17 protein-coding genes are annotated in these 22,523 nt (G+C 59.8%); 5 read left to right on the forward strand and 12 right to left on the reverse strand.

The annotated features are described in order from the left end of the window. Positions 1–13: 13 nt before the first annotated feature. The 4 genes from AAF659_RS00180 to ilvD all read right to left on the reverse strand — a co-directional run bounded on the left by AAF659_RS00180 (position 14) and on the right by ilvD (position 6,818). Positions 14–1,540: a SpoVR family protein gene (locus AAF659_RS00180; RefSeq protein WP_349749670.1), complete on the reverse strand. Its 1,527-nt coding sequence runs from the start codon at positions 1,538–1,540 to the stop codon at positions 14–16. Between the two features lie 10 nt (positions 1,541–1,550). Beyond that, positions 1,551–2,846: a YeaH/YhbH family protein gene (locus AAF659_RS00185; protein WP_502949177.1), complete on the reverse strand. Its 1,296-nt coding sequence runs from the start codon at positions 2,844–2,846 to the stop codon at positions 1,551–1,553. A 17-nt stretch (positions 2,847–2,863) separates the two neighbouring features. Then, positions 2,864–4,786 carry a PrkA family serine protein kinase gene (locus AAF659_RS00190; protein ID WP_349749671.1) on the reverse strand — a complete coding sequence of 641 codons (1,923 nt, stop codon included), beginning with the start codon at positions 4,784–4,786 and terminating at the stop codon, positions 2,864–2,866. A gap of 352 nt (positions 4,787–5,138) precedes the next feature. Next, positions 5,139–6,818 (reverse strand): dihydroxy-acid dehydratase, encoded by a 1,680-nt coding sequence (ilvD, locus tag AAF659_RS00195; protein WP_349749672.1) that lies wholly within the window; start codon positions 6,816–6,818, stop codon positions 5,139–5,141. A gap of 193 nt (positions 6,819–7,011) precedes the next feature. On the opposite strand from ilvD, the gene AAF659_RS00200 reads away from it, so the two are divergent. The 4 genes from AAF659_RS00200 (at position 7,012) to AAF659_RS00215 (ending at position 10,960) form a co-directional block, all read left to right on the forward strand. After that, positions 7,012–7,431, forward strand: coding sequence for a secondary thiamine-phosphate synthase enzyme YjbQ (locus AAF659_RS00200; protein WP_349749673.1), 420 nt, complete (start codon positions 7,012–7,014; stop codon positions 7,429–7,431). 13 nt (positions 7,432–7,444) lie between these two features. Beyond that, positions 7,445–8,761 carry a YihY/virulence factor BrkB family protein gene (locus AAF659_RS00205; RefSeq protein WP_349749674.1) on the forward strand — a complete coding sequence of 439 codons (1,317 nt, stop codon included), beginning with the start codon at positions 7,445–7,447 and terminating at the stop codon, positions 8,759–8,761. Positions 8,762–8,890: 129 nt separating this feature from the next. Continuing rightward, a complete protein-coding gene (locus tag AAF659_RS00210; protein WP_349749675.1) occupies positions 8,891–9,412 on the forward strand; it encodes an SCO family protein in 522 nt (173 codons plus the stop codon). A 30-nt stretch (positions 9,413–9,442) separates the two neighbouring features. After that, positions 9,443–10,960, forward strand: coding sequence for a methyl-accepting chemotaxis protein (locus AAF659_RS00215; protein ID WP_349749676.1), 1,518 nt, complete (start codon positions 9,443–9,445; stop codon positions 10,958–10,960). 7 nt (positions 10,961–10,967) lie between these two features. On the opposite strand, the gene AAF659_RS00220 is transcribed toward AAF659_RS00215, so the two are convergent. From AAF659_RS00220 to AAF659_RS00255, 8 genes are all read right to left on the reverse strand, one after another. Then, on the reverse strand, positions 10,968–11,678 hold the full coding sequence (locus AAF659_RS00220; RefSeq protein ID WP_349749677.1) for a substrate-binding periplasmic protein: 711 nt from the start codon (positions 11,676–11,678) through the stop codon (positions 10,968–10,970). A gap of 456 nt (positions 11,679–12,134) precedes the next feature. Beyond that, positions 12,135–13,364 carry a DUF445 domain-containing protein gene (locus AAF659_RS00225; RefSeq protein ID WP_349749678.1) on the reverse strand — a complete coding sequence of 410 codons (1,230 nt, stop codon included), beginning with the start codon at positions 13,362–13,364 and terminating at the stop codon, positions 12,135–12,137. Continuing rightward, positions 13,361–14,110 (reverse strand): 16S rRNA (uracil(1498)-N(3))-methyltransferase, encoded by a 750-nt coding sequence (locus AAF659_RS00230; RefSeq protein WP_349749679.1) that lies wholly within the window; start codon positions 14,108–14,110, stop codon positions 13,361–13,363. The genes AAF659_RS00225 and AAF659_RS00230 overlap by 4 nt, the downstream gene beginning before the upstream one ends. A gap of 7 nt (positions 14,111–14,117) precedes the next feature. Continuing rightward, positions 14,118–15,470: an adenosylmethionine--8-amino-7-oxononanoate transaminase gene (locus tag AAF659_RS00235; protein ID WP_349749680.1), complete on the reverse strand. Its 1,353-nt coding sequence runs from the start codon at positions 15,468–15,470 to the stop codon at positions 14,118–14,120. 171 nt (positions 15,471–15,641) lie between these two features. Beyond that, positions 15,642–16,523, reverse strand: coding sequence for a methylenetetrahydrofolate reductase [NAD(P)H] (gene metF, locus AAF659_RS00240; RefSeq protein WP_349749681.1), 882 nt, complete (start codon positions 16,521–16,523; stop codon positions 15,642–15,644). A gap of 104 nt (positions 16,524–16,627) precedes the next feature. Further along, positions 16,628–18,010, reverse strand: a complete 1,383-nt coding sequence (ahcY, locus tag AAF659_RS00245) for an adenosylhomocysteinase (protein ID WP_349749682.1) — start codon at positions 18,008–18,010, stop codon at positions 16,628–16,630. An 81-nt stretch (positions 18,011–18,091) separates the two neighbouring features. Then, on the reverse strand, positions 18,092–19,279 hold the full coding sequence (gene metK, locus AAF659_RS00250; RefSeq protein WP_349749683.1) for a methionine adenosyltransferase: 1,188 nt from the start codon (positions 19,277–19,279) through the stop codon (positions 18,092–18,094). Positions 19,280–19,332: 53 nt separating this feature from the next. Then, positions 19,333–20,325 (reverse strand): metalloregulator ArsR/SmtB family transcription factor, encoded by a 993-nt coding sequence (locus tag AAF659_RS00255; protein ID WP_349749684.1) that lies wholly within the window; start codon positions 20,323–20,325, stop codon positions 19,333–19,335. 180 nt (positions 20,326–20,505) lie between these two features. Here AAF659_RS00255 and tkt point away from each other — a divergent pair, with 180 nt between their 5' ends. Continuing rightward, positions 20,506–22,512: a transketolase gene (tkt, locus tag AAF659_RS00260; RefSeq protein ID WP_349749685.1), complete on the forward strand. Its 2,007-nt coding sequence runs from the start codon at positions 20,506–20,508 to the stop codon at positions 22,510–22,512. Positions 22,513–22,523 lie beyond the last annotated feature (11 nt).

A 22,523-nucleotide genomic window follows, 5' to 3' on the forward strand; every position in this document is an offset into this window, starting at 1 on the left:
CCCCGAACGGCCTTCAGGCTGCTGAGTGGCGGGTGTTGCTGTCGCTTTCAGGCGGCATCCGGTAACGCGTCATCACCTCGCCGTTGTCCACGCTCTCGAGCGCGACATTGAACCCCCAGAGCCGGTGCACGTGCCTGAGCACCTCCTGAGTGTCGTCGTCCGCCATGGGGATGCCATTGACCCGGGTGTGGCGCAGCAGCAGTGAACGGTCGCCGCGGGTGTTCACGTTCCAGACCTGGATATTGGGGTCCTTGTAGCTCAGGTTGTACTGGCGGGCGAGTTTCTCGCGCACGCGCCGGTAACCCCGGTCGTCGTGAATGGCCTTGATCTCGTAGGCATCGTCGTCTTCCTCGTCGGCAATGGCGAACAGTTTGAGATCCCTCATCACTTTGGGGGAGAGGTACTGCAGGATGAAGCTTTCGTCCTTGAAGTTGCGCATGGCGAAATCCAGGGTCTGGCGCCAGTCACCGCCGGCGATGTCCGGGAACCATTCCCTGTCTTCCTCAGTGGGGGTCTGGCACATCCGCTTGAGATCCATATAGATGGAAAAGCCCAGAGTGTAGGGGTTGAGCCCGGAGTAGTAGCGGCTGTCGAATGGTGGTTGATAGATGACTGCCGTGTGGTTCTGGTAGAACTCCAGCATGAACCCGTCGTCCACCAGACCTTCCTCGTACATCTGGTGAATGATGGTGTAGTGCCAGAAGCTAGCCCAGCCCTCGTTCATCACCTGTGTCTGGCGTTGCGGGTAGAAGTACTGGGCAATCTTGCGCACGATGCGCACCAGCTCGCGCTGCCAGGTCTCCAGCAGGGGGGCGTTCTTCTCGATGAAATAGAGCAGATTTTCCTGCGGCTCTTCAGGGAAGCGCCGCTGCTGCGATTCGGGGTCGTCATCGCCGCCCATCTCGGGGATGGTTCGCCAGAGGTCGTTGACCTGTTGCTGGCGGTACGCTTCGCGCTCCTTCTGGCGCCGGCGTTCTTCCTCGGCGGAAATCGGGGCGGGGCGTTTGTAGCGGTCCACGCCCTGGTTCATCAACGCGTGGCAGGAGTCGAGTATGGCCTCGACTTCCTCTACGCCGTGGCGTTCCTCGCATTCGGCCACATAGTTGCGGGCGAACATCAGGTAGTCGATGATGGAGCTGGCGTCAGTCCAGGTGCGGAACAGGTAGTTGTTCTTGAAAAACGAATTATGGCCGTAGCTGGCGTGGGCGATGACCAGCGCCTGCATCATCATGGTGTTCTCCTCCATGAGATAGGCGATGCAGGGGTTGGAGTTGATGACGATCTCATAAGCCAGTCCCATCTGACCCCGCCGGTAGCCCTTCTGCGTCTGGACAAACTGTTTGCCGAAGGACCAGTGGTGGTAACCCACGGGCATGCCCACGGAGCTGTAGGCATCCATCATCTGTTCGGCACTGATCACCTCGATCTGGTTGGGATAGGTGTCCAGCCCGAAGTCGGCGGCGATGCGGGCGATCTCGCGGTCGTACTCCTCGATCAGCTCAAAAGACCAATCGGCACCACTGGATAGGGGCTTGTTCATGGCCACCTCCTCAGGCGGTTTTCGGTTCGAACAGTTTGCGGAAAACCGGGTAGATCTCGCTGGCGTCCGACAGTTGCTGCATGGCGAAGCGATCCGGCGCGTTTGCCTGCACCGCTTCGTATTCCTGCCACAGGGCCTGGTGCTCGTGGGGAGTGATCTCCACGTATGAGTAGTACTGCACCAGCGGCAGTATCTTTTCTTGCAGAAGCTGGCGGCACACGGGTGAGTCGTCGTTCCAGTTGTCGCCGTCCGAGGCCTGGGCCGCGTAGATGTTCCAGTCGTCGCTGGGGTAGCGTTCCTCAATGATGCGGTGCATCAGCTTGAGCGCGCTGGAGACGATGGTGCCGCCGGTCTCGCGGGAGTAGAAGAACTCCTCCTCGTCCACCTCCTTGGCAGCGGTATGGTGGCGGATGAACACCACCTCGATGCGCGTATAGTTTTTCTGCAGGAACAGGTACAGCAGGATGAAGAAGCGCTTGGCCATGTCCTTGTGCGTTTGGGTCATGGAGCCGGAGACGTCCATCAGGCAGAACATCACGGCACTGGTGGAGGGCTTGGGCTCCTTGCGGTGCTGGCGGTAGCGCAGGTCGATATCATCAATCCAGGGGATGCGCTTGACCTGGCGTTTGAGTTCGTCCCGCTCCTGCCGGAGTGTCTCAAGCTGGCTCTCCGCGCGAAGGGCAGGATCCGCTGAATGCGGTTGCGTCTCCAGCTCGCCAATCTGTTGCTCCAGCTCTTTGATCCGGCGTTTACGCGTTCCGGCCAGGCTGATGCGCCGGGCATAGGCCTTGCGCAGCGAACGCACCACATTGAGCTTGGCGGGCGTGCCGTCTGTGGTGAAGCCGGCGTGGACGTATTGGAAGGAGTCCGTGCTTTTGAGCTTCTTGCGCACCAGAAAGGGCAACTCAAGGTCATCGAACAGGAAATCCAGAAACTCTTCCTGGGTGATCTGGAACACAAATTCGTCCATGCCTTCGCCCTGATCGCTGGCCTGGCCCTGGCCGCTGCCACTCCCGGCGCCTTCCTCCGGCTTGGGCAGCCGGTCTCCGGTGACGAATTCCTTGTTGCCCGGGTGAACCATTTCGCGGTTGCCACCGGCACCGTGGTGGAAGACCGGCTCGTGAATGTCCTCGTTCGGGATACTGACCTGTTCGCCCTGCTCCATATCGGTGATGGAGCGGTTATGAACGGCTTCTGACACCGCTTTTTTGATGTGCTTGCGGTAACGGCGCAGGAACCGGTTACGGTTCACGGCGCTTTTGTTTTTGCCGTTCAGGCGACGGTCAACGACGTGACTGATCCCCATTAAGACACCTGCTTACCCTACTGGGATTTCCGGACCCGCAGATACCACTCCGCCAGCAGCTTGACCTGCTTCTCGGTGTAGCCACGCTCGATCATCCGGTCCACAAACTGCTGGTGCTTACGCTGGTCGTCCTCGGATGCTTTGGGGTTGAACGAGATTACCGGCAGCAGCTCTTCGGTGTTTGAGAACATCTTCTGCTCGATCACGCTGCGCAGCTTCTCGTAGCTGAGCCACGAGGGATTCTTGCCGTTGTTGCTGGCCCGCGCGCGCAGTACGAAGTTGACCACCTCGTTGCGGAAATCCTTGGGGTTGCTGATGCCGGCCGGTTTCTCGATCTTCTCGAGTTCTTCGTTGATGGCGGCGCGGTCGAACATTTCCCCGGTTTCGGGATCGCGATAGTCCTGATCCTGGATCCAGAAATCCGCATAAGTGACGTAGCGGTCGAACAGGTTCTGGCCGTACTCGGAGTAGGACTCCAGATAGGCGGTCTGGATCTCCTTGCCGATGAAGTCGACGTACTCCGGCGCCAGGAACTCCTTGATGAAGCGCAGGTAGCGCTCGTGGGTCTCGGGCGGAAACTGTTCCTGCTCGATCTGCTTCTCTAGGACGTAGAGCAGGTGCACGGGGTTGGCGGCTACTTCGGTGGTGTCGAAGTTGAACACCTTGGACAGGATCTTGAACGCGAAGCGGGTGGACAGCCCGTCCATGCCCTCGTTGACGCCGGCCGCGTCCCGGTATTCCTGGATCGATTTGGCCTTGGGGTCGGTGTCCTTGATGTTCTGACCGTCGTAGACCTTCATCTTGGAGTAGATGCTGGAGTTCTCCGGCTCTACCAGGCGCGAAAGAACCGTGAACTGCGCCAGCATGTTGAGGGTGTCAGGCGCGCAGGGGGCGCCTGCCAGTGAGCTTTCCCTGAGCAGCTTCTCGTAGATCTGCTTCTCTTCGGTAACTCTCAGGCAGTAGGGAACCTTGACGATGTTCACGCGATCCAGAAAGGCTTCGTTGTTCTTGTTGTTGCGGAAGGTCTGCCACTCGGACTCGTTCGAGTGGGCCATGATAATGCCGTCGAACGGGATCGAGGACATGCCCTCGGTGGTGTTGTAGTTGCCTTCCTGGGTGGCGGTCAGCAGCGGGTGCAGCACCTTGATGGGCGCCTTGAACATCTCCACGAATTCCATGATGCCCTGGTTGGCGCGGTTCAGACCGCCGCTGAAGCTGTAGGCGTCGGGGTCGTCCTGGCTGTAGTCCTCCAGCATGCGGATGTTGACCTTGCCCACCAGTGCCGAGATGTCCTGGTTGTTGTCATCGCCAGGCTCAGTCTTGGCGATGGCGGTCTGGTCAAGGATTGAGGGGTATTTCTTGACCACCCGGAACTGACTGATGTCGCCGCCGTATTCGTGCAGGCGCTTGACTGCCCAGGGCGACATGATGGGCTTGAGGTAACGCTTGGGAATGCCGTATTCCTCTTCAAGGAGCGGGCCGTCTTCTTCCGGGTCGAAAAGCCCCAGTGGCGATTCGTTCACGGGCGAGCCCTTGATGGCGTAGAAGGGGACCTTCTGCATCAGCGACTTGAGTTTTTCCGCGAGGGATGACTTGCCGCCGCCAACGGGGCCGAGCAGGTACAGGATCTGCTTCTTCTCCTCCAGGCCCTGGGCGGCGTGGCGGAAGTAGGAGACGATGGTCTCGACCGCCTCCTCCATGCCGTAGAACTCGGAGAATTCCGGGTAACGTTTGATGACTTTATTCTGGAAGATGCGGGAGAGGCGTGGGTCCAGAGAGGTATCGATAAGCTCCGGTTCGCCGATGGCGAGCAGCATGCGCTCGGCGGCGGTGGCGTAGGCAGAGGAATCCTCTCTGCAGATTCTGAGGTATTCCTCGAGGCTCATCTCTTCTTCCTTGGTTGCCTCGTAACGGTCCTGATAGCGCTGCAGTATGCTCATGCTTGGCCCTCTTGCTGTGACCTGGTGTGGGCCCGGGCGGAACGCTGGCCGCACTGGGGCCCCCTAGTGTCAGTTCATCATGCCTCTGTTCCGTGGATTCTGTTTTCAATTATGGGTAAGTCGGCGCACGTTGCGAGCCTGATTCGTTTTTCTGTGACTCGTTTGTGACCGGATGCTTTCTATTGAGACTAGTAGACGGTGGTGGGGTTGAACAGGGGCGTGTGGATTAAGGTTTCTGATCGGCGAGGGAGGATGGTCCGCGATCTGTTTCTGGGCGCAGACTTTGGGGGGCGCCGAAGGGGGTGGGCGCTTGAGTATGCCCTCCGCGATGTTTGCGCGGAGGGCATGACGCTCAGTCCGGAATGTCCGTTACCGCGCCGCCGGAGGCGGAGTTCACGGTCTTGGCGTATTTGGCCAGGGTGCCGCGGCGGTATTTGGGGGCCGGTTTCTGCCATTGGGTGCGGCGCTGTTCCAGTTCTGATTCGCTGATATCAACGTCGATCCGGTTGGTTTCGGCATCGATTGTGATGGTATCGCCGTCCTGGAGCAGGGCGAGTGGGCCGCCGTCGACGGCCTCGGGGGTGACGTGGCCGACGACGAAGCCGTGGCTGCCGCCGGAGAAGCGCCCGTCGGTGATCAGCGCTACCTGGTCGCCCAGGCCGCGGCCCATGATGGCGGAGGTGGGGGTCAGCATCTCGCGCATGCCCGGGCCGCCCTTGGGGCCTTCATAGCGGATGACTACTACGTCGCCGGCCTGGACGGTGCCGTCGTTGATACCCTCCTGGGCGTCCTCCTCGGACTGATAGCAGCGGGCGGTGCCGGTGAAGCGAGTGCCCTCCTTGCCGGTGATCTTGGCCACGGCGCCGGTGGGTGAGAGGTTGCCGTAGAGGATGCGCAGGTGGCTGTCCGGTTTTATGGGGTTGTCGAAGCTGTGGATGATGTCCTGGCTCTCCGGGTAGGGCTCCACGCCTTCAAGGTTCTCGGCGAGTGTTTTACCGGTCACCGTCAGGCAGCCGCCGTGCAGCAGGCCGCGATCAAGCAGTATCTTCATCAGCGGCTGGATCCCGCCGATGGCGACCAGCTCAGACATCATGTACTGCCCGCTTGGGCGCAGGTCCGCCAGTACCGGGACGCGCTTGCCGATCTCGGTGAAGTCATCCAGCGACAGTTCCACGCCGATGGTGTTGGCCATGGCCAGCAGGTGCAGCACCGCGTTGGTGGAGCCACCCAGCGCGATCACCACGGTGATGGCGTTCTCGAACGCCTGGCGGGTCATGATGTCCGAGGGTTTGATATTCTTCGCGATCAGGTCCAGCACCGCCGCACCTGCCGCCCGGCAGTCCTCCTCCTTGGTCTTGGAGACCGCGTTCTGCGCGGAACTGTCCGGCAGGCTCAGCCCCAGCGCCTCGATGGCCGAGGCCATGGTATTGGCCGTGTACATACCACCACAGGAACCGGGTCCCGGAATCGCCGTTTCCTCGATCTGCTTCACGTCGATCAGCGACTTGTCGCCCTTGGTGTAGGCGCCAACTGCCTCGAACACCGACACCAGGTCCGTGTGGTTCTCGCCCGGCTGGATGGTGCCGCCGTACACAAAGACCGAGGGCCGATCCAGCCGCGCCATGCCCATGACCAGCCCGGGCATGTTTTTGTCGCAGCCGCCGATGGTGACGATCCCGTCAAACCCCTCACAGCCGGTCACCGCCTCCACCGAGTCCGCGATGATCTCGCGCGAGACCAGCGAATACTTCATGCCCTCGGTGCCATTGGCGATGCCATCCGAGATGGTGATGGTGTTGAAGATCACGCTCTTGCCACCGGCCTCATCCGCGCCATTACCGGCATGCTCCGCCAGTTTGTTGATGTGCATATTGCAGGGCGTGACCATGCTCCAAGTGGAGGCGATCCCGATCTGGTTCTTCTGGAAATCCTCATCCTGGAACCCCACCGCCCGGAGCATGGCCCGGCTGGCGGATTTGCCGACTCCGTCGACGACTTGGCTGGAATAGCGGCGGTTATTGTCTTCGGCCATGGCGTGACTCTCTTCCTATCTGCACTTTTCGTTTTGGTTTACCGGCGTTCACCGTGGCACTGGAAGTAAGGGAGCGGGGAGTCCTGGACAGGACTCCCCGCTCCCTTACCGCAATAAGCTGGAACGCTGGTATGGTGATTCGGTAAACCGACATAGTATCGCGACACAGAACTCAGGGTAAGAGAATCCATCAATGTGGCAGCAACGCATTCTCCAATTATCCCCAAAATCCAAGGGCTTTCACCTCATCACCCACGAAGTCCTCGACCAGCTCGCCGAGATCACTGACATCCAGATCGGGCTGCTGCACCTGTTCATCCAGCACACCTCCGCCTCCCTGAGCCTGAACGAAAACGCCGACCCCAGCGTGCGCGGCGACATGGAACGCCACTTCCGCCACGCCGTGCCCGAAAATGCGCCATACTACGAACACACGATGGAAGGCCCCGACGACATGCCCGCCCACATCCGCTCCGTAATGCTCGGCGAATCCCTCAGCCTGCCGATTGGACAGGGCCGGCTGCTGTTGGGCACCTGGCAGGGCATCTACCTGGGCGAGCACCGCAACAACGGCGGCGCCCGCAGGGTCGTGGCCACCCTCAACGGCGACTGAACGGGAGCAGCACGTGATACCCGAGCACCTGACCGTACGCCTCAAGGAATGGGAAAGCTGGCTTCTGGAAAAGCCCGACCACGAGCATGGTCAGGCAGGGGCCTTCGCGCGTCGCCAGCTCAGGGTCGGTTATGCTGTGGGGCGGGACCTGATGGCTGGCCAGCTCAATCTGCACGCCATGAGTCTGGTCTATACCACGCTACTGTCGATGGTGCCACTGTTAGCGTTGAGCTTCTCCGTGCTCAAAGCGATGGGCGTACACAACCAGCTGACACCGCTGCTCTATCAGTTCTTTGAGCCGCTGGGCCAACAGGGTACCCAGATGGCGGATCAAGTTATCACCTTCGTGGACAACATCAAGGTTGGCGTTCTGGGGTCAGTCGGCCTGCTCCTGCTGGTCTATACCGTGATCGCGCTGGTGCAGAAAATCGAGCGCTCCTTCAACATGGTTTGGCGCGCGCCCATGGGCCGTTCGATGGGTCAGCGCTTCTCCAATTATCTGAGCGTGATCACCATCGGCCCACTACTGATGGTTTCGGGGATTGGGCTGTCCGCCACGGTTTTCGGTTCCGATATCGTTCAGCAGCTCAGTCAGATCGAGCCCGTCGGCACTCTGATCGCCGTAACCAGCCGCTCAATGCCTTTTCTGATCACCGTAGCGGCTTTCACCTTTGTCTATATTTTTGTGCCCAATACCCGGGTCCGCTTCCAGAGCGGGCTGATGGGTGGGCTGGTAGCTGGGGTGGCCTGGCAGGCGGCGAGTCTGGCCTTTGCTTCTTTCGCTGTGAACGCCAGCAGTTACGAGGCCATCTATTCCAGTTTTGCCATCGGGATCCTGTTGCTGATCTGGCTCTACATCAACTGGATTATTCTGCTCTCCGGGGCCAGCATCAGTTATTACCATCAGCATGAGCAGGCCATTTCCTCGCGGCGGGAAGTACGCTCTTCGCCAGAAGTGGAAGAACGCCTGGCAATGGCTCTGATGGAGCGCGTTGCGTCGGCTTTTGATCAGGGGAGCAACCCGCCGCGCCAGGAACTGCTGGCGCAGGATTTCGGCATCCCCGGCGATATTACGCAGCGGGTGAGTGACAAGTTGATCCGGTCCGGCGTCCTTCATCCGGGAGGCGATGACGGCGAGGAATTGATCCCGGGGCGCTCGCTGGATCGGATACAGGTCCGGGATATCCTGGAAGCCGCTCGCCACGACGAGGACCGGCTTGCCTGCCGCTTACCGGCCACACAAGGGGTTATCTTTTCCGAGCTGGAGGATGAGCGCCTGGGACTGACGTTGCTGGAGCTGGTGCGCGACGCTAATAGCCCTTTCTCCTAAACCCCCTTCATCCCGGCACGTTCTGTTGACGTATGCTTAACTGTAGTGACCCAGTGGTCGACAGTTGTGAGCGCCGTGTCATCCAAAAAACCAGTTCCGGCCCTACTGGCCTTGCTCATCGTAGCGTTAATGCTGGCTCTGCCCTGGCTGGCGGGCGCCCTGACGCAGCGTGATCATTATGGGGTGGGCACCGCTGGCCCCGTTCCGGATCTTCCCCAACTCAGTCGGGATCGGATGGAACAGCAAAGCATTGCGGCGACCTTTGTGTTTTTTGGTTATCAGGGGTGTACTGCTTCATGCCCCGCTCAACTGGTTAATATGCGTAAGCTCGCCAACCAGCTGGATCGCGATGATGTTCGATTCCTCTACATCACCCTCGCACCGGCTGATGTAACGGCCTCTGACCTGAGGCAATGGTTGCATACTCTGGGACCCGCTTTCGTCGGTCATCACCCCGAGGATGCTGACCATGCCCGCCGGCTCATCCAGTCTTTCGGCGGTTTTTCAGATCGATACAATGAATCGATGGCGCGCTTTTCGCACAGTGCAGACCTGTATCTTGTGGCCCGTAATCGCCAGATGCTGCGCTACTCAGGGGTTGCGTTGGATCTGGCACGGGTGCAGCAGGACCTTGTCGCCGTTACTGACTAACAACACAGGCTAACGTGGAGCTGTAAGACCATGACAATCCAGACTCAGGACGCTCGCGAGCGTCTACCCAATGACCAGTTGATGTTCGGGCTCCTGATGGCTCACGTTCCGGTGGTGGGGCTGATCATACCCTGGGGGTATGACACCACCGCCTTTGCGCTGACCGCGTCCGTGGCGCTGGGCCTGATCGTGGGTCTGGCCTATGCCACGCTCCGGGGGCAGCGGGCGTTTTCTGTGGTGGTTGCCATGGCCCTAATGGCGTTTTCAGCGATCATGATCCAGGCCCAGATGGGCCGGATCGAGATGCATTTCCACATCTTCGGTGCCCTGGCTTTTGTGGTTCTTTATCGGGATTGGCTGCCGGTGGTCGCCGGGGCAGCCGTGATCGCGCTCCACCACCTTGCGATGACAGCCTTGCAGCTAGGGGCCGTATCGTTGGGTGATATGCCGGTGATGATCTTCAACTACGGCTGCAGTTGGGGTATTGCGTTTCTGCACGCGGCATTTGTGGTGTTTGAGGCGGCCATACTGGTGTTCATGGCGCTGCGTCTGGGGGCTGAGAAGAAGCGTACCCAGCGCATGCAGGAGCTTGTTGAGCGTGTCGCTGGTGACGGCGACTTGGGGATGCGGTTGAGTGGCAGCGAACAGGATGCCAGCGCGGCGGCGTTCAACCGGCTGATGGATCAGTTTGAACAGCTGGTGAGCCGTGCCTCGGGCCTGTCCGAGCAGCTCCAGTCGGTTTCCTCACGTCTTGATGAACTCTGTGAAGACACGACCTCCGCTTCTGATAATCTGCAGAGTCAGACTGCCCAGGCTGCTTCTGCGATGGAAGAGATGACGTCGTCGGTGCGCGGGGTGGCGGATAACGCGGCTCAGGGCTCTGAAGCCGCCAAGAGTGCGGCGACCCGGGTCAGCAGCAGCCGCACCGATGCCGACCAGGCACAGACGGTTACTGAAGCCAGCCATGAGGCCATGGAGCAGGCCAGTGGTGTCATCCGCCGATTGAGTGAACAGGTCACCGAGATTCATGGGGCGGTCAGCGCCATCAATGAGATCTCTGATCAGACCAACCTGCTGGCGCTCAATGCGGCGATTGAGGCGGCGCGCGCTGGCGAACACGGGCGGGGATTCGCTGTTGTGGCGGATGAAGTGCGTAACCTCTCCCAGCGAACCCAGTCTTTCACCCAGCAGGTCCAGACCATCGTCGGTCAGCTGAATGATGGTAGTGAACAGGCACTGGCGGCCATTGATATGGGAACAACACGCTCAGGGGAGGCGCTGCAGCAGATGACGCGTGTCAGCGAGGGGGCTCAGGAGCTGGAAACACTGGTGAACGATCTCAGTGGACTCAGCAATCAGATTGCCGTGGCCGCAGAGCAGCAATCGTCCGCCGCGGACGAGATCAGCAGCAGCGTTCAGGCTGCGGCGGATGAAAACGCTACCGTAACGCAGAAATCCGGCGAAACCCGTGAATCAGCCGCGGAGGTGCGCTCCCTCGCGGGCGAGATTCAACAGCTCATGGGCGGTTTCAGCATGAAGCGCGATTGAATCGCGCTCATTGCGCCATGCCGTCGTAGTCGGCCTCAGGCAGCTGGCCATTGCGTTTGAGTGCTCGCAGCTGCTTGTCCCATGCATCGGCCAGCGACTGAGCGTTTTCCAGAGCGCGTGAGACAAAGAAGTGAACGCCGAGCTGCCCAATGATGTCTCTGTCCAGCCCATTCAGCTGATGGTGTGCAATGGTGGTTTCCGCCGGGGTCTGGTAATTGAGCAGGTAATCAGCTCGATCAAACTGGATCATCCGCAAGGCTGACTTATGGCCATTGGCCTCGATGATCTGCATCGCATCACGGTGTTCTTCAAAGAAGCGCCCCAGCTGACCGTAGGTATAGCCTTTGATCAGAATGACGCGCTTGTCTTTCAGCTCGTTCACATTCGATATTGATTCCGTACTTTTCTGGCGATAGAGCGCAATTGTGAGCTTGGCAGCCGGCTCCTGGGATTCGACAGCGGTGTCGGTTAACCGGTGCAGCCCCGCGGCGCCCAGAGTGAAGGCTGTCTCGCCCGATTCCATCTGGCGGTAGAGCCGCGTTGCCGGATGCTGCACAAAGCGAACCGGCTGATCCATACCCTCAAAAACGCGCCGAGCCAGTGCCACCAGATACCCCTTTGAACGCCCTTCATCATCCGTGTAACCGAAGGGCGGGAGGTTAACGTAACCAAACTCCAGCTCTTTCGCTTCTGCTGACGCAGGCAGGGACAGGAGCATGACAAAAAGCAGTAAGAGACTGACGCATGAAATGGGCAAGCTTATGCGTATCATTGATTACCTGGCGGAAAGAGGGCATTAATGAGGCCTAGACATTCTATAGACAGCCCATGCGGTTTGTCCGCCGATGTTCGTAAACAAATTCAAAACCTTGAGCAATGCGATCGTATAGGGCGGGGCGACACCTGTTAACTGCTTCACAGAACACCGTTTCCATACTAATGGGCTTTTTCTCGCACCGGCGTGATAAGCTCAAAAGCATGGGCATTGAGCTCAAGGCGCCGTGTTATGATCAGGGCGGGAACTGACACGTAATTTCCAGCCTTTCCGGAAACGTCCCCGAACGAGGATTACCTTAATCATGGCCCCGTGTCTGGTATCCAGGCTCCGGGGTGGCCCCTGGGAAAATCCGCAAGCGCCTGGAGTCAGATTTTCAAACCTATCGGCGGGGGGTGCTTAGAACATCGTCGCCCCGAAGATAAAGGTCAGTTGCGCCAGACCCGCCAGGAAGCCCAGTGCGGCGCCGGCGGCGATGAGCTTGATCTCGTCCTCCTGGAAGCAGGGGCGCAGCAGTTGTTGGAACTCCTCCGGGGACAGCTCGACCATGCGCCGGCGCATGATGTCCTCGACGGCGCTGGCGCGGTCATTTTCGAACATGGGGTCGTCAAAGGTTTCCTCAGCAATCTCGATGGACAGGTCGCCTACACGCTGTTTGAGATGGGCGAAGGAGGTGGGGCCGAACGCAACCTGGGTGAAGGCTTTGCCCATGCCGGCGGTTTCGTCCACCAGCTTCTTCATGTGTTTGCGCACCAGATTACGGGCGCGGTCGGCTTTGGGGCCGTTGAGGATGGCATCCACCAGGTTGCCCACGGTCAGGATCTCGTGGGTGACGAGGTGGCAGAACGCGTTGGCCACCTCCGGCTGGCGGCGCAGGAACTGGCCCTGGAGGCGGAAGGGGCCGATTTTAACCGGGTAGAGTGGCCGAAAGATGAAGTTGAGCGCAATCCAATTGGTGGCCCAGCCCACCAGCAGTCCGAAAAAGGGCAGGATCCAGCCGGCCTGAAAGTAGTACCAGACGATCATCTGGATGATCCCGAAACCGAAGCCGAAGTAGAGCCCGGAGTTGATGATGAACCGGAACTCTTTCTCGCCGCATTCCAGGAAAATGCGGTTGAGCAGCGAGCGATCTTCACCGAGCTGGGTGACCACCATGTTCTGGATGTCGAGCAGGTCTTCGGCATTGGCGGAGAAGTCATCAACCAGGTTGTCCACCAGTTCCGGTGAACGCTCGCGCACCCGCTGATAGACTTTTTCGCGCGCTTTCTGGGGCAGGTTTTCCCAGAAGGTGGGGTGTTCCGCCAGCATGATCTCGTCCACGTATTCCTCGGTGCGCGGCACCGTGTGGTCCACAACGTACTGGGTCAGCACCCGCGGGTCGATGTACTCAAAGATTTCCTGAACGGTACCGATCTTGGAGATGGTCGAGTCCACGGCGATGCGCGCCATCTTCTCGGCCTTGGAGGGAATGATGCCATGCCAGCCAAGGAAGGGGCGGATGCCGATGAATTCCTTGGGGTAGAAGGTGAGATTGATGGCCATCCAGTTGGTGATCCAGCCGATGAGCGCGGCGATTACCGGGATGCTCAGGTACTTCCAGAATTCCGGGGTGGTGAACAGATCCATCATTCACTCGTTTCCTTACTGCCGGATTGGAAGTCGCCCCAGAGCCATTGGCACAGGCCAATAGCTGCGACTGGCGCGGTTTCAGTGCGCAATACCCGCGGGCCCAGGGCCAGTGGGGCAAAGCCGGCGTTGGCGGCGGCGCTGAGTTCGTCCTCGTTCAGCCCACCCTCAGGGCCAATGAGCAGGGCGATGGAGGCTGGCGTCACTGCTTGCCTGCCAGTGGCCTGGCCTTCGTGGTGGAGGACAAGCCGTGCCTCCTGATCACACGCCGCCAACCAGTCGTTCAGTCTGAGCGGCGCGTGAATCACAGGGATCCGGGCCCGACCGCATTGTTCCGCGGCGCTGACTGCGACCTGTTGCCAGTTCTTCAGGCGCTTACGTTCGCGTTCCGGGTTGAGCCGTACCTCGCAGCGAGCGCTGTCCAGAGGCTGGATGGCCGTGACGCCCATTTCCGTGGCCTTCTGGATGGCGTAATCCATGCGCTCGCCCCGGGAAATAACCTGGCCCAGAGTGATCGCCAGCGGGGATTCCGTGCCGGGATCGTGCGGTGATTCAATACGCACGGTGAGCCGTTTGCGACCCGCTTCCAGGATTTGCGCTGGGTAGTCCAGGCCGTCGCCGTTGAACAGCACCACCCGATCGCCCGCATTCATGCGTAGGACGGTACCCGCGTGATGGGCGCCGTTGCCGGTCAGCGTGTGTTCACCCGGCGCCAGTGGCTCCGGGGTGTGGATCCGGGGGGTGCGCATCGGTGCCTCAGTCCCTGGTGGCCTTATCGATACCTTCCGTGGCCACGGTCGCCAGGTGCCGGATCTGGTCCTCGCTGATCACGTACGGCGGCATGAAATAGGTGACATTGCCCAGGGGGCGCAGCAGCGCCTCGCGGGTGATCGAGTGCTGATAAACCCGAAGGCCGCGGCGTTCCTGCCAGGGGAACGGTTCCATGGTTGCTTTGTCTTTGACCAGCTCCATGGCCTGGATCATGCCGTGCTGGCGGATGTCGCCTACGTGCGGGTGCTCGCGCAGGTGCTCAACGCTCTCACCCATGATGCGGGCTTTCTGGCGGTTGGCTTCGATGACGTTGTCGTCCCGGAAGATGTCGAGCGTGGCCCTGGCGACGGCACAGCCGATGGGGTTGCCGGTGTAGCTGTGCGAGTGCAGGAAGGCTTTCATGGTCTCAAAGTCGTCGTAGAACGCCTCAAAGACATCATCCGTGGTCATGGTGATCGACAGCGGCAGGTAGCCGGCGGTCAGGCCCTTGGACAGGCACATGAAATCCGGCGAGATGCTGGCCTGTTCGCAGGCGAAGAGGGTGCCGGTGCGGCCGAAGCCCACGGCAATCTCATCGGCGATCAGGTGGATGTTATAGCGGTCGCAGGCCTCGCGCAGTTTTTTCAGGTAGATGGCGTCGTACATGCGCATGTGGCCGGCGCACTGGACCAGGGGCTCGACGATGACGGCGCAGACATTGTCGGCGTTCTCCGCCATGAGCTTTTCCATGTGTTCGAACTGGCGCAGGGCGTAGTCTTCCCAGCTCTCGCCCTTTTCCCGGTAGAAGGCGTCCGGGGCAGGGGCCGTGAGCATCTCCATCAGCAGCGGCTCGTAGGTCTCGCGGTACAGGCCCACATCGCTCAGCGCCAGCGCACCCAGAGTCTCGCCGTGGTAGCTGTTGGAAATGTTGATGAAGTTCTTTTTCTGCGGCTTGCCGGTGTTGCGGAAGTAGTGGTAGCTCATCTTGAGTGCGACCTCGATCGCGGATGAGCCGTTGTCCGCGTAGAAGCACCGGTTGAGGCCTTTGGGGGTTACCTCGATCAGTCGCTCGGAGAGATCAATGACCGGTTCATGGGTGAAGCCGGCGAGCATGGCGTGCTCAAGCTGCTGAGTCTGCTGGTTGATGGCCTCGTTGATGCGCGGGTTGGCGTGGCCAAACAGGTTCACCCACCAGGAGCTGACAGCGTCGATGTAGCGGTTGCCATCAAAGTCATAGAGCCAGACGCCTTCACCACGCTTGAAGGGAATCAGTGGCAGGGTTTCGTGATCTTTCATCTGGGTGCAGGGGTGCCAGACGGCTTTCAGGTCACGCTCGATCATCTCGCGGTTGGATGTCACGACTGCCTCCCGGGGAATTGTTTACAGATGCATCAATGGGAGAATGATGATACGGGCCCGGGCCCGGCCATGGAAGGGCTGTGGTGACGGGGGTGGATGGGAGAGGAGCAAGCCCGGCGCCCGACAGCTGTGAACGCCTGCGGGACCTACTCCCATCGGTGACGGCGGTGTTCAGAATGCGATCTTTTCCTGCACCTGCTCATCCAGACCCAGGTTCCTCCAGATGCGCATGCTGGGATCGGCCTGGTTAAGGGTATAGAAATGCAATCCTGGCGCGCCGGCATCAAGCAGCTGCTCACACATACGGGTGACAACTTCTTCACCGAACTGCTGGATGGAGTCGGTGTCGTCACCGAACGCTTCCATCTGTCGGCGGATCCAGCGGGGTACGTCCGCGCCGCACATCTCACTGAACTGGCAGACTTTCTGGAAGTTCACGATCGGCATGATGCCGGGAACCACCGGAATGTCCACGCCCATCTTCTCCAGCCGGTCGATGAAGTGGAAATAGCTCTCGACGTTGAAGAAGTACTGGGTGATGGCGCTGTTGGCACCGGCTTCAACCTTGCGCTTGAAGTTCATCAGGTCCGCTTCGGCACTCGGGGCCTGCGGATGGAATTCGGGATACGCGGCCACTTCCAGTGAGAAGTGGTCACCGCTGTGTTCGCGGATGAATTCGACCAGCTCATTGGCGTAGCGCAGCTCACCGTAGCCGGTATTGCCCATGCCGGAGGGAATGTCGCCACGCAGGGCCACGATCCGCTCCACGCCCCCTTCTTTATAGGTATCGAGGAGTTCGGAAAGGATCTCCTTATTGGCCCCGACGCAGGACAGGTGCGGCGCGGTTGAGATGCCTTTCTGGTTGAGTTCGAGCACTGTGTTCTTGGTGCCTTCGCGGGTGGAACCGCCAGCACCGAAGGTGACCGAGAAGAATTCGGGGTCGAGCGTCGCGAGCTTGTCGCGCGTCTGGTGCAGAGTCTCAGCGCCTTTGTCGCTCTTCGGGGGGAAGAACTCAAAGCTGAAACGTCGCTTGAACTGCTTCTGGCTTTTCATGGTTGTGTTCCTTTCGGGCCCTTGGCCCGGTCAATCACTGATCCAAAACCGGGAAAACCGGGGCCCAGGAGGCCCCGGTTGAAACCTGTACGGATCGTTCCCGATCAGTACTTGTAAGTTTCCGCCTTGAACGGCCCTTTGACCGGAACGCCGACGTACTCGGACTGATCTTGGGTCATACGGGTAATGGTGCCGCCGAAGCCTTCGACCATGTACTGGGCAACTTCTTCGTCCAGTTCCTTCGGCAGGACGCGAACGTAGAGGTTGTCCTTCTTCTCGCTCTCTGGCAGATCGGCGAACTTGCGTTCGAACAGATACATCTGTGCCGCGACCTGGTTGGCAAAGGAGCCGTCCATGATCCGCGACGGATGGCCTGTGGCGTTACCCAGGTTAACCAGGCGCCCTTCAGCCAGCAGGAAGAGATGGTCGTCCTTAGAGCGATCACGGTAGATCTTGTGGACCTGCGGCTTGATCTCGTCCCATTCCCAGTTCTCGCGCATGTAAGCGGTATCGATCTCGTTGTCGAAGTGACCGATGTTGCACACGATGGCGCCGGATTTAACGGCCGCGAGCATGTGCTTGTCGCAGACATCCACGTTACCGGTGGTGGTTACGAGTACGTCAGTGTCCTGCAGAAGCTGCTTGTTGAGGCAGTCCGCAGTACCCTTGTTCTCGCCGTTGATGTAGGGAGAAACAACTTCGTAGCCGTCCATGCACGCCTGCATGGCACAGATCGGGTCGATCTCGGTGACACGCACAATCATGCCTTCCTGACGCAGTGACTGGGCTGAGCCCTTGCCAACGTCGCCATAACCAACCACCAGGGCTTTCTTGCCGGCCATGAGGTGGTCGAGTGACCGCTTGAGTGCGTCGCTCAGGCTGTGCTGGCAACCGTACTTGTTGTCGTTCTTGGACTTGGTGACCGAGTCGTTCACGTTGATCGCCGGCACCTTGAGGCTGCCTTCCTGGATCATGTGCTCGAGACGGTGAACGCCAGTGGTGGTTTCCTCGGAAATACCGTGGCAGTTCTTGAGGATTTCCGGATACTTTTCGTGCAGCATCTCGGTCAGGTCGCCGCCGTCGTCCAGGATCATGTTCGGTTCCCAGCCATCAACGTCAGCACCGATGGTGCGCTCGATGCACCACTCGTACTCTTCTTCGGTCTCACCTTTCCAGGCGAATACCGGAACGCCAGTCGAGGCGATGGCGGCAGCGGCCTGATCCTGAGTGGAGAAGATGTTGCACGAGGACCAGCGCACGCTAGCGCCCAGGGCGGTCAGGGTCTCAATCAGCACGGCCGTCTGCACGGTCATGTGGATGCAGCCCATCACGTTGGCGCCTTTCAGCGGCTGCTGTGCACGATACTTCTCGCGCAGCTTGATCAGCGCCGGCATTTCGCTTTCGGCGATGGCGATTTCCTTGCGGCCCCAGCCGGCAAGGTCGATATCAGCGACTTTGTAGTCAGTAAAATTACTGTCCAAGGGCATTATTAGTACTCCTGATTTTTTGAGGTCATTCTTTGTCGTTGCAGGGGTGGCCCGAAGCCGCCCCTGCAGGGTCGAGATTGATTACTTGGCTGCGGCCTTCAACTCTTCCGCTTTGTCCGTCTTCTCCCAGGGGAAGGCGGTGAAGGTTTCACCATTAACGGTTTCCTGGAACGGTTCGCGGCCGAAGTGGCCATAACCGGCAGTGTGGCGATACATCGGGTGCAGCAGATCCAATTGCTTGGTCAGCGCATAGGGACGCAGATCGAAGGTCTTGCGAACCAGCTGCTCGATCTGACGGTCATCCAACTTGCCAGTGCCGAAGGTGTTGATGGAGATAGATGTCGGCTCGGCAACGCCGATGGCGTAGGAGATCTGGATCTCGCACTTGTCAGCCAAGCCGGCAGCGACCACGTTCTTGGCAACATAACGGCCGGCATAGGCCGCGCTGCGGTCAACCTTGGACGGATCCTTACCGGAGAAGGCGCCGCCACCGTGGCGTGCCATGCCGCCGTAGGTGTCAACGATGATCTTGCGACCGGTCAGACCCGCATCACCTACCGGACCACCGATTTCGAAGTTGCCGGTCGGGTTGATGTGGAACTTGGTGTCGTTGTGGATCAGGTTGGACGGAATCACGTCCTTAACGATTTCTTCCATGACTGCTTCACGCAGCTGGTCCATGGACACGTCCGGGCTGTGCTGTGTAGACAGGACAACGGCATCGATACCGGAGACCTTGCCGTCTTCGTAGCGGCAGCTGACCTGACTCTTGGCGTCCGGGCGCAGCCAGTCAAGCTTATTGCTCTGAAGCAGCTCGGCCTGACGCTCACACAGACGGTGTGCGTAGCAGATCGGGGCCGGCATCAGCACATCCGTCTCGTTACAGGCGTAGCCGAACATCAGGCCCTGGTCGCCCGCGCCCTGGTCTTCCGGCTTGGAGCGGTCAACGCCCTGGGCAATGTCAACGGATTGCTTGCCGACAACGTTGATGAAGGCGCAGGTGTTGCCGTCAAAGCCAACGTCGGAGTCGTTGTAGCCGATGTCGGTGATCGCCTTACGTGCGACTTCTTCAAACTCGATGTTGGTGTTGGTGGTGATCTCACCGGCAATCAAGCACATGCCAGTCTTGACCACAGTCTCACAGGCGACACGCGCATAGGGGTCGTCCTGCAGGATGCGGTCAAGAATGGCATCGGATACGGCGTCGGACAGCTTGTCCGGATGACCTGCTGTTACCGACTCGGATGTAAAGAGACTATAGTCACTCATGCTTGCTTTCCTCCTTTTGAAGGTTAATAAAGGTCATTGGGGAAGCCGGTTCGCTAGCCCGTGAACTCCCTGACCTGGATCTGAAAACCATTGCGCAGGCCGATAAACAGGGTTTCACCCTGTTTCAGCCCTGCGTCTGCTGCCCACCCCGTTAGTTCTTCCGGCTCAAAGCCTTGCCAGATGTCACCGCAGTTATCCCTGACCCAGCTCTGTTCATGCCGGCAGAGCTCACTGATCATCAGTCGGCCCCCGGGTTTCAGCAGCTGGGCGCTGTCGCGGAAGATGTTCGCGGGGCTGGCCACGTGGTGCAGCACCATGTTGGCCGCCACCAGATTGAACCTGTCTTCGCGTTCAATCACATCAGGGCACTCGCCATGTAAAAGACGCACGTTAGTGAGTCCCTGCTGTTCACAGTACTGGGCGGCGCGCTCAAGCATGGCCTGGACGTTGTCTACAGCTACCACGTCGCTGAAGCAGTTCGCCAGTACCGGCAGAAAAGGGCCTTCACCCGGCCCGATCTCCAGCGCATTACCGCTGCCATCGCAGGGGTAGCGCCGGTGGATCAGCTCTGCCACCGGCTGCGCGTAGCGCTGGTGATTGGCGATCAGCTCCTGCTGCTCCCGGAAACGCCGGGCATGGCGCGCGAAAAAGATCTGGGACTGTTCCGAGCGTTGACGCCGTATCGTACGAATCCGCTCCAGCAGTTCCTCAGTGAGCTGGATCTGGTCCACGGCTTCAAAGATGGAGCGAACGGCGGTGTAACGCGGTTCGTCTCCAGTCCGCAGCAGCGGACGCCGATAGAAGGTGGCGTTGCCCTCCCGCTGGGGTTCAAGCAATCCAGCCTGAGTCAGCACCTTCAGGTGGTGGCTCATACCGGACTGGCGCATGTTAAAGAGCCGGCACAGCTCCATGACCCCGAAGGTGTCGCGTTGCAGGACACGAAGTATATCGAGTCTCAGCGGTTCGCCCGCAGCCTTGTAGAGGCCGCCCAGCGCATGGAGCGCTGTCTCGGTATCTGCGGATTTGACGTGTGCCGTTGAATTCATTGCCCCTACTCTACGGTTGGCGCTGAAGAAAGGTCAACAGCTATATCAAAAAAAATTGATATAGCGATGGTAAAAAGAGCGGCTGACATTTGCTCAATCGGGTGGCGATCGGTGAAAATACGCGCCTCTTGAAACGGTCCAGTGGGCCGTAGCCAATCAGCCAGTGGGAGACAAAATCCGATGCCGTCGCGTAAAGACCTTGCCAATGCAGTACGCGCGCTCAGTATGGACGCGGTGCAGAAGGCGCAGTCCGGCCACCCAGGTGCGCCCATGGGGCTGGCCGACGTGGCCGAGGTTCTTTGGAATGACTTTTTCAGACATAACCCGGCGAACCCCGGCTGGCCGGACCGCGACCGTTTTGTCCTCTCCAATGGCCATGGCTCCATGCTCCAGTACAGCCTGCTGCACCTCAGCGGTTACGACCTGGGCATTGAGGACCTGAAACAATTCCGCCAACTTCACTCGCGCACGCCGGGGCATCCTGAATTCGGCTACACCCCGGGCGTCGAAACCACGACCGGGCCGCTCGGGCAGGGCCTGGCCAATGCCGTGGGTATGGCACTGGCCGAGAAAAATCTTGCGGCCCAGTTCAATCGCGATGGCCATGAGGTTGTGGGTCACCATACGTACTGCATCGTTGGCGATGGCTGTCTGATGGAGGGCATCTCCCATGAGGCGGCCTCGCTGGCCGGCACGCTCGGCCTTGGCAAGCTGGTGGTGTTCTACGATGACAATGGCATCTCCATCGACGGAGACGTCAGTGGCTGGTTCACCGACGATACCGCGAAGCGCTTTGAGGGCTACAACTGGCAGGTGATTCCAGGGGTGGATGGGCACGACCCCGAGGCGGTCAGGAGTGCCATTGAGCAGGCGCGTGGCAACCATGAACAGCCCACGCTCATCTGCTGCCGCACCGTGATCGGCTTCGGGTCGCCCGGTAAGGCGGGCTCAGAGAGCAGCCATGGTGCGCCGTTGGGTGATGATGAGATCGAGGCGACCCGTAGCAACCTTGGCTGGCATCATGGCGCGTTTGAGGTACCGAACGAACTGTATCAGGGCTGGGATGCGCGCGAGGCTGGGGCCGCCGCCGAGAACGACTGGCATGAACGCCTTGCCGCCTATGAGAAAGCGCATCCGGAGCTGGCGGCTGAACTTAAACGCCGGCTGGCCGGTGATCTGCCTGATGATTTCTCGCAGAAGGCTCAGGACTATATCCAGCAGTGCCAGGAAAGTGGCGAGAACATGGCGACCCGCAAGGCCTCGCAGAAAACCCTCAATGCCTATGGGCCGGCGTTGCCCGAGCTGGTGGGCGGTTCCGCGGATCTGGCCGGTTCCAACAATACGCTCTGGAGCGACTGTCAGCCGATCACGGCTGCTGATGCCAGTGGCAATTATGTCTATTACGGCGTGCGCGAGTTCGCGATGACCGCTATAGGCAGTGGCATGGCGCTGCACGGCGGCATTGTGCCCTATGTGGCGACCTTCCTGATCTTCATGGAGTACGCACGTAACGCCACGCGTATGGCCGCGCTTATGAAGCAGCGCAATGTGCTGGTCTACACCCACGATTCCATCGGGCTGGGTGAAGACGGGCCGACCCATCAGCCGGTGGAGCAGCTGGCCTCTCTTCGCCAGACGCCGAACATGAGTCTGTGGCGTCCCTGTGACACGGTGGAGACGGCGGCTGCCTGGAAGGCCGCACTTGAGCGCACGGACGGCCCTAGTGCGCTGGTGTTTACCCGTCAGGCGCTGGCGCACCAGGAACGTGATCAGCAGCAGGTTGCTGATATTGCCCGTGGCGGCTACATCCTGTCGGATTCCGACGGTTTCCCGGAGATCATCCTGATTGCCACCGGCTCTGAGGTAGCGCTCGCTCAGGAAACCGCGGCGCAGTTGCGTGATCAGGGTCGTCAGGTGCGAGTGGTGTCCATGCCCAGTACTGATGTCTTTGACAGTCAGCCGGCTGAATACCGTCAGAAAGTGTTACCGGCTGAGGTCACCTGCCGTGTTGCGGTTGAAGCGGGCATTGCCGATTACTGGAGTAAGTACGTGGGCATGGAAGGGCGCGTGCTTGGCATGACCACCTTTGGTGAGTCCGCCCCGGCTGGTCCGCTGTTCGAGGCGTTCGGCTTTACTGTGGACAATCTGCTCGCCATCAGCGAGACCCTGCTGGACGATATGGCGTGAACGGGGAGCGA

The sequence above is a fragment of the Salicola sp. Rm-C-2C1-2 genome (genome assembly GCF_040196175.1).
Classification (GTDB): domain Bacteria; phylum Pseudomonadota; class Gammaproteobacteria; order Pseudomonadales; family Oleiphilaceae; genus Halospina.